Origin of the sequence: Streptomyces sp. NBC_01408 (genome assembly GCF_026340255.1) — a bacterium.
In the GTDB taxonomy this organism is placed as follows: Bacteria; Actinomycetota; Actinomycetes; order Streptomycetales; family Streptomycetaceae; genus Streptomyces.
The window spans coordinates 612,808-627,148 of sequence record NZ_JAPEPJ010000002.1; the positions used below are offsets into that span (position 1 = coordinate 612,808).

The 14,341-nt window shown below is 71.6% G+C and carries 1 protein-coding gene; it reads right to left on the reverse strand.

Annotation, left to right across the window (positions count from 1 at the left end; all coding sequences use genetic code 11):
- Nucleotides 1-21: 21 nt before the first annotated feature.
- On the reverse strand, nucleotides 22-13,968 hold the full coding sequence (locus tag OG447_RS25140; RefSeq protein ID WP_266939499.1) for a type I polyketide synthase: 13,947 nt from the start codon (nucleotides 13,966-13,968) through the stop codon (nucleotides 22-24).
- Nucleotides 13,969-14,341: the final 373 nt, after the last annotated feature.

Below are 14,341 nucleotides of genomic sequence, written 5' to 3' on the forward strand. Positions count from 1 at the left end.
CAGGATGGGCCGGGGGCTGGTTCAGAAGGTGCCGAATTCTTTTTCGATGACGGCGAGGATCTCGTCCGTCGTCGCGGCTTCCAGTTGGTCGACGAAGCCGGTGCCGTCATCCGGGTCCGACTGTGTGAGGGGCTCGACGGTGTCCTCGCGAGGCCCGGAGAGAGCCAGCAGGCTCGTCAGTCGGTCCGCGATGCGCTGCCGCGCCTCGCCGCCGAGAGCCGGCCCGGTCAGCACATGCTCGATCTTCCCGAGGTCCGCGAGAATCGGCTCGATCCCGGGGCCGTCTCCCGCATCCAATGAGGTGTCCAAGTACTGAGCCAGATCCTGGACCGTGGGGTAGTCGAAGACGAGGGTGGCCGGGAGACGAAGTCCGGTGGCCCGGTTGAGGCGGTTGCGCAGTTCGACCGCCATGAGCGAGTCGAAGCCCAGCCCCTTGAACGGGATGTCCACGCCCACCAGTTGGCCCGGGCCATAGCCCAGCACTCCACTCACATGGCCCCGGACCACATCCAGGATCACGCGTCGGCGCTCGCCCTCGGCCAGGCCCGCGACGCGAGCCGCGAGCCCCGAGTCAGCGCTCGCGTCCTCGACCCGAGCGCGCCGCACCCCACCTCGCACCAGCGACCGCAGCACCGACGGCACACCCTCCGCGTCGCGCCTCTGCAATCCCGCCAGGTCCAGGCGAGCCGGCACGCACAGGGCCCGGTCCTGGGCCACGACCGCGTCGAACAGCGCGAGCCCCTCCTCGGCGGACATGGCAGCCAGCCCCAGGGCCGACAACCGGCCCCGGTCGACCTTCGACAGGCCACCCGTCAGCCCGCCGTCGGAACCCCACCAACCCCACGCCAACGACACGGCGGAGAGACCTCGCGCACGGCGCTCGTGCGCCAGGGCGTCCAGGAAGGCGTTCGCGGCGGCATAGCTCGCCTGCCCCGCACTCCCCACCACACCGGCAAACGACGAGAACAACACGAACGCCGAAAGGTCCAGCCCTTCCGTCAGCTCATGTAGGTGCCGGGCTGCTTCCGCCTTGGTACGGAACACAACAGCCAGTCGCTCCGCGTCCAGCGACTCGATCACACCGTCATCGAGTACGGCGGCGCTGTGAACGACACCGGTGAGCGGACGGTCGTCCGGGATGGACGCCAGCAGAGCGGCGAGGGCGTCACGATCCCCCACATCACACGCCTCCACCCGCACACGAACGGCCAACTCCTTCAGCTCGGCCATGAGTTCGTCGACGCCATCAGCCGCACCGCCCCGTCGGGACACCAGCAGCAGATCCCGCACGTCGTACTCGGACGCCAGGTGCCGGGCCACCAGCGCGCCCAGACCACCTGTGCCACCGGTCACCAACACCGTGCCCCGAGAACCAAACAGCGCTTGGGTCGTGCTCTCCGGGGACGCAGTCACCCGCGCGAGGCGGGGCACCAACGCTCGGCCTCCCCGGACCGCCACCTGCGGCTCCCCCGAACCCAACGCGACACGCAGCGCCTCCTCTTCCGCATCCGCGGACAGCCCGGGCTCGACATCGACCAGCACCAGCCGGTCCGGATGCTCCACCTGCGCCGACCGCACCAGACCCCACACCGGCGCCGCCGACAGATCCCGCACACCTTCATCCGGCCCCGCAGCCACGGCCCCGCGCGTCAGCACCACCAACCGCGAACCCGCGAACCGCTCATCGGTCAGGAACTGCTGCACCACACCCAGAGCTCGCACTGTCAACGCCGACGCGCCTTCCGCCGCGTCGCCGCTGTGCGCCCACATCACCAGACCGGGAACCTGCCCGGAACCATCCTCCGAACCCCACACGCCCCACCCCGACGGCAGCTGCGCCGAGACCGGGACCGAAGTCCACTCCACGCCGAACAGCGCATCCCGCAGCCCGCCATCGGCCGACCGCAACTGCTCCCGCGCCACCGGACGCGTCACCAGCCGGCCCACCGACAACACCGGCCTACCCGCGGCGTCCACCACTCTCACGGACACCTCACCAGCGGCCGACGGCACCATGCCCACCCGCACGACCGCCCCGCCCACACCGCCACCGACGGCGGACAGCTCGACGCCCGACCACACAAACGGCAGCCGCACCTCATCAGCCGACGGATCAATCGACATGTGGAATACCGCGTCCAACAGCGCCGGGTGGATGCCGTACGCGTCCGCCTCCCCGTTCACCGACTCCGGCAGCGCGATCTCGGCGAACACCTCCTCGCCACGACGCCAGGCAGCCCGCACCCCCTGAAACACGGGCCCATACCCATACCCCAGCTCACCCAGCCGGTCGTACAGATCACTCACACCGACCGACACAGCACCCCGCGGCGGCCACACCGTGAGATCGATGTCGACGTCCCGCGAGCCGGATCCAGAGCCAACGCCCGTCAAGGTCCCGGTAGCGTGCAGCGTCCACACCTCACGACCCAGCAAGCCGCCGTCGACATCGCCGTCCGGGCAGGAATGGACCGTCACCGCACACCGGCCGGCCTCATCCACCCCCGCCACAGCCACCTGCAACCGCACCCCACCAACCGCGCCCAACACCAACGGCTGCTGAAGCGTCAACTCCTCCAAACGACCACACCCCACCCGTCCACCAGCGGACAACACCAACTCCACCAACACCGCACCCGGCAACACCACCGAACCAAACACCATGTGGTCGGCCAGCCACGGCTCCCCGGACAGCGACAACCGCCCCGTCCACAACACACCCCGGTCATCCGGCAACGACACCACCGCACCCAGCAGCGGATGACCAGCAGCCACCAGACCCAGACCCGCCACATCACCGGGACGCGACGGAACATCCAGCCAGAAACGCTCCCGCTGGAAGGCGTACGTCGGCAGGTCGATGCGCTGGGCGCCCGTACCGGCGAAGACCGCGTCCCAGTCCACGTCCAGGCCGTGTACGTACGCTTCGGCGAGGGAGGTCAGGAACCGTTCCCAGTCGCCTTCGTCGCGGCGCAGGGTGCCGAGGGCGATGGCCTGTGTGCCGGTGCCCTCGAAGGTCTCCTGGAGCCCGACGGTCAGCACCGGGTGCGCGCTGGATTCGACGAAGACGCCGAACCCGTCCGCCTGCAGGGCCCGTACGGTCTCGTCGAACCGCACCTCCTGCCGCAGGCTCGCGTACCAGTACTCCGCGTCCACGCCCGAGGTGTCGAACACCCCGCCGGTCACGGTCGAGTAGAACGGGATCTCGCTGCGACGCGGCTGGATGCCCTCAAGCGCGCTGATGACCTGCTCGCGGATGGCCTCCACCTGGGCAGAGTGGGAGGCGTAGTCCACCGGGATCCGCTTGGCGCGCACCCCGTCGGCCGCGCAGGCGGCCAGTAGTTCGTCCAGGGCCTCCGGATCGCCCGAGACGACCGTGGAGGAGGGGCCGTTGACGGAGGCGACCGAGATCCGCTCGCCCCACTGGGTCAGGCGCTCGCGGACCTGGTCGGCGGGCAGGGGTACGGACACCATGCCGCCCCGGCCTGACAGGTGCTCGGCGATCGCCCTGGCTCGCAGCGACACGACCTTCGCCGCGTCGTCGAGTGACAGCGCACCGGACACGGCTGCGGCGGCGATCTCGCCCTGGCTGTGACCGATGACGGCGCCAGGCCGCACACCCACCGACTGCCAGACTGCTGCCAGCGAGACCATGACGGCCCAGAGGGCGGACTGCACGACCACCACGTCATCCAGCGACGGAGCATGGTCCGGCGACGGATCGTCGTCAGCGTCCCGAACCCCGTCCCGGACCACGTCCGTGACCGACCAGCCGACATGCGGCCGCAACGCCGCGTCGCACTCCGCAAGGCGTGCGGCGAAGACCGGCGAGGAGTCGAGCAGCCCCGCCGCCATCCCCCGCCACTGTGAACCCTGGCCGGGGAAGACGAACGCGACCTGGCCCGGGTCTTCGGATGCCCTGCCGGTGACCGTACCGGCGGCGGGAATGCCGTCCGCGAGGGCCGTCAGGCCCGCCAGGGCGGACGCACGGTCCGACGCCAGTACGACGCCACGATGCTCGTGGGCCGCCCGGGTCGAGGCCAGGGAGTAGGCCACGTCGGGCACGGCCGGCTGGGTGCCGGCTTCCACGAAGGCGGAAAGCCGCTCGGCCTGGGCCCGCAGGGCGGCCTCGGACCGGCCGGACACGAGCCAGGGCACCACGGCCGTGGACGGCGTGATGTCGCCGGTCCCGGCGGGAGGCTCGGTCCGGGGCTCGGGCTGGGCCTCCTCGAGGATGACGTGCGCGTTGGTGCCGCTGATGCCGAACGACGACACACCCGCCCGGCGCGGACGACCGTCCGCCGCCCACTCCGCCGGTTCGGTCAGCAACTCCACCGCGCCCGCGGTCCAGTCCACATGCGGGGAGGGCTGGTCCGCGTGCAAGGTCTGCGGCAGCATGCCGTGCCGCATGGCCTGCACCATCTTGATCACGCCCGCCACGCCAGCGGCGGCCTGTGCGTGACCGATGTTCGACTTGATCGACCCCAGCCGCAGGGGCCGGTCGGCGGGCCGGTCCTGGCCATAGGTGGCCAGCAGCGCCTGCGCCTCGATCGGGTCGCCCAGCGTGGTGCCCGTGCCGTGCGCCTCCACCGCGTCCACGTCGGCCGCCGACAGTCCGGCACTGACCAGGGCCTGGCGGATCACCCGTTGCTGCGACGGGCCGTTGGGCGCGGTGAGGCCGTTGCTCGCCCCGTCCTGGTTGACGGCGCTGCCGCGGAGGACCGCGAGCACCTGGTGTCCGTTGCGGCGGGCGTCCGACAGGCGCTCGACCAGGAGTACGCCCGCGCCCTCGGACCAGCCGGCGCCATCCGCCGATGCCGAGAACGCCTTGCACCGGCCGTCGGGCGCCATGCCCCGCTGCCGGCTGAACTCCACGAAGACCCACGGGGTGGCCATCACCGTCACGCCGCCCGCCAGCGCGAGCGAGCACTCGCCGGAGCGCAGTGCCTGCGCCGCCAGATGCAGGGCGACCAGGGAGGAGGAGCAGGCGGTGTCGATGGTGACCGCAGGTCCTTCCAGGCCGAAGGTGTAGGCGATGCGGCCGGAGGCGACGCTGCCCTGGGTGCTGGTGACCGCGTAGCCCTCCAGGCCTTCGGGGGTCTCGGAAGTGCTGCCGTAGTCGTGGTGCATCACGCCGGTGAACACGCCTGTCGAGCTGCCCTTCAGCGTGCTCGGGTCGATCCCCGCCCGCTCGAACACCTCCCAGGACGTTTCGAGGAGCAGCCGCTGCTGCGGGTCCATGGCCAGCGCCTCACGCGGCGAGATTCCGAAGAATGCCGGGTCGAACTCCCCCGCGTCGTAGAGGAATCCGCCCTCGCGGGCATAGCTCTTGCCGGTCGCGTCCGGGTCCGGGTCGTACAGGCCCTCGTCCCAGCCGCGGTCGGTCGGCAGGAACGACACCGCGTCCCCGCCCGACTCCACCAGCCGCCACAGGTCCTCCGGCGAGCTCACGCCGCCCGGATACCGGCAGGCCATGCCGACGATCGCGATCGGATCGTCCACCACAGCGCCTGGCACCGCGGGGGCTGACGGGACGGCGGCGGGCGTCGGCTGCGTTCCCAGGACCTCCGAGCGCAGGTAGTCCGTGAGTTGACCGGGGGTGGGGTGGTCGAAGACGAGCGTGGCCGGCAGACGAAGTCCGGTTGCGGCGTTCAGGCGGTTACGCAGCTCGACCGCGGTGAGCGAATCGAAGCCGAGATCCTTGAACGGGCGGCCAGCGGCGATCGTCTCCGCAGTGGCGTGCCCCAGGACGGTCGCCACCTGTGCGCGGACCAGGTCGAGGAACGCCCGGCTCTGCTCGTCCTGGCTGAGGCCGGACAGTCGCTGGGCAAGACCGCTGCTGCCGGAGGCGTCGGGGGTGGCGGCCGTCCGGCGGGCCACCGTCCGTACCAGGCCGCGGAAGAGAGGCCGCAGCATGCCGGAGGCGGCCTCGCGCCCGAGGGTGGTCGTCTCCAGGCGTACGGGCACCAGGTGCGCGTCGTCCAGCGTGGTCGCCACGTCCAGCAGCGCCAGGCCCAGGGCGGACGGCAGGGGCTGGATGCCCGCGCGCTTCATCCAGGCCAGGTCGTCCTGTGCGAGGTGGCCGAGCATGTCGCTGGACTGGGCCCACAGGCCCCAGGCGAGGGAGTGGGCGGGCAGGCCTTGGGCGTGGCGGTGTTGGGCGAGGGCGTCCAGGAAGGCGTTGGCCGCCGCGTAGTTGCCCTGGCCCGGGTTGCCGAAGGTGCCGGCGATGGAGGAGAACAGGACGAACGCCGACAGGTCCAGGCCGCGGGTCAGCTCGTGCAGGTTGACCGCCGCGTCGACCTTGGGTCGCAGCACCCGCTCCGTCTGCTCGGGGGTCAGGGAGGCCACGAGGCCGTCGTTCAGCGTCCCGGCCGCGTGCACCACACCGGTCAGCGGCCGGTCGGCCGGAATGCCGGCCAGCAGGGCGGCCAGCGCGTCGCGGTCGGCGGCGTCGCACATGGCGATCTCCACATGCGCCGCGCCCAGTTCGATGAGCCCGGCCTCCAGCTCCGCCGCGCCCGACGCGTCCCGGCCACGGCGGCTGGCGAGTACCAGGTGCCGCACGCCGTGCGCGGTGACCAGGTGCCGTGCCAGCAGCCCCCCGAGGGATCCGGTGCCACCGGTGATCAGCACCGTGCCCGTCGTGTCCAGCGGGCCGGCGGCCTCGGTCGGCGTCGGGGCGGAGACACGGGCCAAGCGGGGTACGAGGGCCGTACCTTGACGCACCGCCACTTGCGGCTCCTCCGCCGCCACTGCTGCGGCCACCGCTGCGGGCAGAGCCTCACGGGACCCCTCAAGACTGTCGACGTCCACCAGCACGAACCGGCCCGGATTCTCCGACTGCGCCGACCGCAGCAGACCCCACACCGGCGCATGTGCCAGATCCACGACGTCCTCGCCGTTCCGGGTTGACACAGCCCCCCGGGTCACGACCACAAGACGGGACTCTGCGGCACGGTCCTCGGCCAGCCAGGCGCGTGCCAGCGCCAGGGCCTCGGTCGTCGCCTCGCGGGCGGCCGCCGCGAGGCCGCCGCCCGCAGACGTACCGCAGGACATGGCCACCACGACATGCGGTGCGTCGTCGGCGAACAGCGATTCCAGGTCGGGGGCGTGCCTGGCCGCGTCGAACAGCCCCGTCTCCGGCGCGCCGAGCACCGCCCAGCCACTGGTGTCCACGGCGCTGTCGGCCACGGGCAGCACGGTCCACTGCGTGCGGAACAGCGCGTTGTGGGTGGTGTCCGCGGCGCCGGTGAGCTGCTGTGCCGACACCGGGCGCAGGGTCAGCGACTCCACCGAGGCCACCGGCGCACCCGAGGCGTCGGCGATCGTCAGGGAGACCGTGTCCGCGCCGACCGGGGCGACCCGTACCCGTACGGACGTGGCACCGACCGCGTGCAGGGCGATGCCGATCCAGGCGAACGGCAACCGCACGGGGGCTGCGACCTGACCGTCACGCTCGTCGAGCGCGCTCAGCAGGACGGGGTGCAGCGCGGCGTCCAGAAGGGCGGGGTGGATGCCGAACCGGGCCGCATCCGCCTCCTGCTCCTCGGCCAGGGCCACCTCGGCGTAGATCTCCTCGCCGACGCGCCAGGCGGCGCGCAGACCCTCGAAGGCCGGCCCGTAGCCGTAGCCGATGTCCGCGACCCGCTCGTAGAAGGAGTCCAGATCGATGCGTTCCGCGTCCTGCGGCGGCCAGAGCGTCAGATCCCCGGAAGGTACCCCGCCCGCCCTGTCCAGCACGCCGGTTGCGTGCCGGGTCCACGGCTCGTCGGTGCCGGCGTCGTCCGTTGCCTCGGGCCGCGAGTACACGGCCACCCGGCCCTGCCCGCCGGCGTCCGGCGACTCCACCGCCACCTGCAACTGGACGCCGCCGCGCTCGGGCAGGATCAGCGGGGCTTCCAGCGTGAGCTCGGCCAGCCGGTCGCAGCCCACGGCCTCGCCCGCCCGCAGGGCCAGCTCCACGAACGCCGTGCCCGGCAGCAGCACGCTGCCCAGGGCGGCGTGGTCGGCGAGCCAGGGGTGCGTCTGCAACGACAGCCGGCCCGTCAGCAGCACATCCCCGCCGGCCGCGGTCCGCACCGCCGCGCCCAGCAGCGGGTGGTGGGCAGCGTCGAGGCCGAGTTCGCTCGGGTCGCCGGTGCCGGCGGTAGTGGTCTCCAGCCAGTAGCGCCGGCGCCGGAAGGCGTACGTCGGCAGTTCGGTCGGCTTCGCGTCCGTCCCCGCGAACAGCGCCTTCCAGTCCACACCGGGCAGTCCGCGGACGTACCCCTCGGCCAGCGAAGTCAGGAACCGGGCCGGACCGCCCTCGTCACGGCGCAGCGAACCGATCGCCACCGCCTCGGTCTCCGCGTCCTCGAACGTCGCCTGCATTCCCGTGGTCAGCACAGGATGCGCACTGGACTCGACGAAGAACCGGAAACCGTCCGCCAGCAAGGTCCGCACAGTGGCCTCGTAGTTCACCGGCTGCCGGGCGTTGTCGAACCAGTACTCCGCCGTCAGCTCCTCCGCATCGCGGACGGTACCGGTGACCGTGGAGTAGAACGGCACACTGCCCTGACCCGGGACGATGTCGGCGAACAGCTCCAGGATCTCCTCGCGCAGCGGGTCGACCTGAGCGCAGTGCGAGGCCACCGTCGACCCCACCACTCGCGCCCGGACCTTCTCCGCCTGGCACGAGGCCACGAACTCCTCCAGCGCCGGAAGGTCACCGGCGACGGTCACCGCCCGGGGGCCGTTGCGCCCGGCGATCACCAGGCGGCCCTCCCACCGGGCAAGCCGCTCCTCCACCGCGTCCGCCGACAGCGCCACCGAGGCGACCGCGCCGTTGCCGACCAGCTCCCGGGCGAACAGCGCGCTGCGCAGCACGATCAGCTTCGCCGCGTCCTCCAGCGACAGCGCCCCGGCCACGTGCGCGGCGGCGATCTCGCCCTGGCTGTGTCCCACTACCGCCGCCGGCCGCACTCCGGACGCCTGCCACACGGCGGCCAGCGACACGTTCACCGCGAACAGCACCGGCTGAAGGATCTCGATCCGCTCGGCCGAGGGAGCCTGCGGCGCCTGCCGCAGCACATCTGCCACCGACCAGTCCACGAACTTGCCGATCGCCGCGTCCACTTCGGTGAGCCGGGCCGCGAACACGGGCGAGGAGTCCAGCAGTTCGGCTGCCATGCCCTGCCACTGCGAACCCTGGCCGGGGAAGACGAACACCACCCGGCCCCGCACATCCGCCGCACCGGAGACCACACCTGCGGCGGGAAGGCCTTCGGCCATTGCGGACAGGCCGGAGAGGTGTGCCTCCGGGGCGGACGCCAGCACCACGGCCCGGTGCTCCAGCACCGCTCGCGACGCCGCCAGGGACCAGCCCACGTCCACCGGGGAGAGCTCCGTACGGGCCTGCGCGAAGGCCGCGAGCCGCCCGGCCTGCGCCCGCAGCCCCTCCTCCGAGGAGCCCGATACCAGCCACGGAACCACGCCGCCTGTGACCGCGAGGCCGGTGTCGCCAGTCTCGTCGGCCGCGCCCGGACCGGAACGTGGCGACTGCGCGTCGGCGGGCGCCTGTTCGAGGATCAGGTGGGCGTTGGTGCCACTGATGCCGAACGACGACACACCCGCCCGGCGCGGGCGACCGTCCTGCGTCCACTCCGCCGACTGGGTCAGCAGCTCCACCGCGCCCTCGGACCAGTCGATGTGCGGCGAGGGCTCATCCGCGTGCAGCGTGCGCGGCAGCACTCCGTGCCGCATCGCCATCACCATCTTGATAACGCCGGCCGCGCCCGCGGCCGCCTGCGTGTGCCCGATGTTCGACTTCAACGACCCCAGGCGCAGCGGCCGGTCCTCCGGCCGCCCCTGTCCGTACGTCGCCAGCAGTGCCTGCGCCTCGATCGGATCGCCCAGCTCGGTGCCCGTGCCGTGCGCCTCGACCACGTCGATCTCGTCGGGCGCGAGGCCCGCGTCGGCCAGCGCGGCGCGGATGACGCGCTGCTGCGACGGGCCGTGCGGCGCGGTCAGTCCGTTGCTGGCGCCGTCCTGGTTGGTCGCGCTGCCACGGATCACCGCCAGCACCTGATGCCCGTTGCGCCGCGCGTCCGACAGTCGCTCCACCAGGAGTACGCCGACACCCTCGGCCCACCCGGTGCCGTCGGCCGCCGCCGAGAACGCCTTGCACCGCCCGTCCGGCGACAACGCACCCTGACGGCTGAGCTCTACGAACATCCCCGGCGTCGGCATGATCGTCACACCGCCGGCCAGCGCCATGGAGCACTCGCCCGACCGCAGCGACCGTACGGCCCAGTGCAACGCGACCAGGGACGACGAGCACGCCGTGTCCACAGTGACCGCGGGCCCCTCCAGGCCGAGGGTGTATGCCACCCGGCCCGAGGCCACACTGGTCGTCCCCCCGGTCAGCCGGTGCCCGTCGACGCCCTCCGCGCCCTCCTGCAGCTGGGGCCCGTAGTCCTGGAACATCGCGCCGAAGAACACACCCGTCTGGGTGCCGCGCAGCGACGACGGGTCCAGACCGGCTCGCTCCAGCGCCTCCCACGACGTCTCCAGCAGCAGCCGCTGCTGCGGATCCATCGCGAGCGCCTCACGCGGGGAGATGCCGAAGAAGTCCGGGTCGAACTCGACGGCGTCGTGCAGGAACCCGCCACGCCGCACGTAGCTCGTACCGCGCCGCTCCAACTGCGGGTCGTACAGCTTCTCCAGGTCCCAGCCACGGTTGACCGGGAAGTCCCCGATCACATCCCGCTCGGCCATCACCAGATCCCACAGATCTTCGGCCGACTCCACGCCGCCGGGGAAGCGGCAGGTCATCGACACGATCGCGATCGGCTCGTCTTCGGCGGCGCCGGTGATCCGCGCGGCGGGCTGCCGGGTCACCGTCTCGCCGGCTCCGAGCAGTCGGCGCTGGAGGTGTGTGGCGATCGCGGACGGAGCCGGGTGGTCGAAGAGGGCAGTCGTGGTCAGGTTGACGCCCGTCGCGGCCTTCAACCGGTTGCGCAGGTCGACCATCGCCAAGGAGTCGAAGCCGAGCGCCTTGAACGTACGGTCCATGTCGATGTCGTGGGGGGACGCGTGCCCGAGGACGAGGGCGATCTCGTCCCGTACGAGATCCGCGATCCGCTCCGGTGTCGCGTCACCGGCGGGTGCCTGCGGCGCTGCCTCCCGTCCCTGATCACGCTGTGTGTCCCGCTGCGGCTCTGTGTCCTGATCCGGTCGCGAGGCCGGTGCCGCGTCCAGCCAGTGGCTCCGGCGCTGGAAGGCGTAGGTCGGCAGGTCGCCCGCTCTCGGCCCCGGGCCCAGCACTGCGGGCCAGTCCACGTCGACGCCACGTGTCCAGGCTTCGGCGGCCGACAGCAGGAAACGGTCCCAGCCGCCCTCGTCGCGGCGCAACGTGCCGAGCACCAGGCCGCGTTCGCCCGCGCCGGCCGCTTCGAGGGTTTCCTCCACCCCCGCCACCAGGACCGGATGGGCACTCACCTCGACGAAGCGGGTGAACCCGTCCGCCACCGCGGCCCGTACGCTCTCCTCGAATCGCACCGTCTCGCGCAGGTTCCGGTACCAGTACTCCGCGTCCAGCTCCCGGCCTGTGACCGATCCACCGGTCACTGCCGAGAAGTACGGCACCGCCGCCCGCGCGGGAGCGATCCCGGTCAGTTCCCGCAGCACCTCGTCGCGGACGACCTCGACCTCGGCGCAGTGCGACGCGTAGTCCACCGGCACCCTGCGGGCCCGGATCTCTTCGGACTCGCAGCGGGCGAGCAGCTCCTCCAGTGCTCGTGGTTCGCCGGAAACCACCGTCGACGACGGGCCGTTGACCGCACCTACCGACAGCCGCCCGCCGAATTCGGCGATCAGCTCGCCGACCGCTGCGGCGCCCATCGAGACAGCGACCATGCCGCCCCGCTCCGAAAGGCCCCGCCGGATCGCCTGGCTGCGCAGTGCCACCACCCTCGCGCCGTCCGTCAGCGGCAGGGCACCCGCCACCACCGCCGCCGCGATCTCACCCTGGGAGTGCCCCATCACCGCGGCGGGCTCGACGCCCGCCGACCGCCATACCTCCGCCAGGGACACCATCACCGCCCACAGCACCGGCTGCACCACGTCGACTCGGTCGAGTCGGCTCGTGTCGGCCAGGTCCCGTACCACCTCGGTCAGCGACCAGTCGACATACGGCGACAGCGCCGCCTCGCACGCCGCCATCCGCTCCGCGAAGACCGGGGACGATTCGAGCAGTCCCACCGCCATGCCCGCCCACTGCGAACCCTGGCCGGGGAAGACGAACACCACTCCGTTGTTCGCGTCGGACGCGGCTTCGTGGTCCCCACGCGTTCGCGCGTCACCGGCCACACCGCGGACCGTCCTCGCGGCACCGGCACCCGCCGCCACCGCCTGGAGCTCGGACCTCAAGCTCGGGCCGTCCTCGCCCACGACGACGGCCCGATGTGCGAACTGCGCCCGCCCCGCCGCCAGCATGCGACCGACCGCGTGGACATCAGTATCCGGGTGCTGCCCGGCATGGGTGTCCAGCCGATCCGCCTGTGCGCGCAGCGCCGCCTCGCTGCCGGCCGACACCAGCCATGGGACCGCGGCGCCGCCCGTGTTCGACGGTGTCGACACGGGCTCCGACGAGGTGTCCGCGCGCTTGCGCAACTCGGGCGGCGCGTCGGCGACAACCACGTGGCAGTTCGTGCCTCCCAGGCCGAAGGAGGAGACACCGGCGATGAGCCGGCCGTTCTCACCTCGCCATGGCTCGTGCTCTCTCTGCACTTGGAGGTTCCACTCGGCGAGTGGGATGCCCGGGTTCTCCGTCTCGTGGTTGAGAGTCGGGACGAACTCGCGGTGGCTGACGCAGGAGACGACCTTCAGCAATCCGACGATCCCGGCCGCCCCCTCCAGGTGGCCGATGTTCGTCTTGACGGAACCGACCCGTACGGGCTTGCCGCCCGGGCGTGCGGCCCCGAGCGCCTGGCCGATGGCGGCAGCCTCCAGCGGGTCACCGACCTTGGTGCCGGTCCCGTGCAGTTCGACGCACTGGATGTCCGAGGGCGAGATCCCGGCCGCGGCGCACGCGTCGAGCATCAGCTCGCGCTGGGCCGTGGCACTGGGGACCGTCAGGCCGTCTCCGCCGCCGTCGTTGTTGATGGCGCTGCCTTCGATGACGGCAAGGACCCGGTCACCGTCGGCGACCGCCCGTGAGAGGGGCTTCAGCAGCACGAATCCGCCGCCTTCGCCTCGCGCGTATCCGTTGGCGCGCGCATCGAACGTGTAACAGTGGCCGTCGGGCGAGAGGGCACCGAAATGCTGGAGACTCCTCGTGCTGTGCTCGGAGAGGATGAGGTTGACGCCGCCCGCCAGCACCATGTCGGACTCGCCGCGCAGCAAGCTCTGCACGCCGAGGTGGACCGCGACGAGCGAGGAGGACTGGCCGGAGTCCACCAGGACGCTGGGGCCGCGCAGGCCGAGGTGGTAGGAGATCCGGTTGGCGATGAAGCTGCGCTGAGTGCCCGTCAGACTGTGTCGTGTCACCGAGTCCGCACCCTGGCGGTGCAGCAGCGAGGCGTAGTCGTCGTTGATGGCCCCCACGAACACGCCGGCCTTGGTGCCCCGCAGGGCGTCGGGAGAGGCCCCGCTGTTCTCCACCGCCTCCCAGCTCAGCTCCAGCGCCAGGCGCTGCTGGGGGTCCATCGCGGCCGCTTCGGCCGGCGACACCTCGAAGAAGTCCGCGTCGAACCGGTCCACGCTGGCCAGGTAGCCACCCGGCAGGTCGGGAAGGCCCGCTTCCTGGCCGGATCGTCGGTCGACCGGGAATTCCTTGACCTCGGATCGCCCGTCTTTCAGGAGCTGCCAGAAATCGCCGGGAGTGGCCGCTCCTGCGACTCTGCAAGAGAATCCGACGACCGCGATTTTTGTACTGGAGTTCTGGCCGTCGTGCCCAGAAATAACTTCGCTACTCACCGGCGACATCCCTCCAGAAAGACCAGAACACGAGCACACGTGCGGACCGGTTCGCCCAGGAACCGGGATGGGACAGAAATGCATCGATCGGGTTGGCCATTGCTCGAAAGGAGTCGCCGATCCGCGACTTCCCGAATACCGCCCACGCCGATTGTGGGAGGCGCCACATAAGGACTCTCAAACCTTCCCGCATGCGATAGCCGTCGCACCTCGTTGTGACGACGCCCTGCACACACGGAGATCGGAACGCCCTGGCCCACCGGCCACTGTGGGTGCGACCGGCACCCTCACGACCTCGCTCTCCGCGTCAAAACACGCCACTCGGTCCCCCCGATTGCAACACTCAAGTTCACCGCAGAAAGCCGCTTGACATGCCGTGCAA

Bases quoted from the DNA above. Each gene is read 5' to 3' on its own strand.
- OG447_RS25140 (WP_266939499.1), bottom strand. From the start codon at position 13,968: ATGTCGCCGGTGAGTAGCGAAGTTATTTCTGGGCACGACGGCCAGAAC.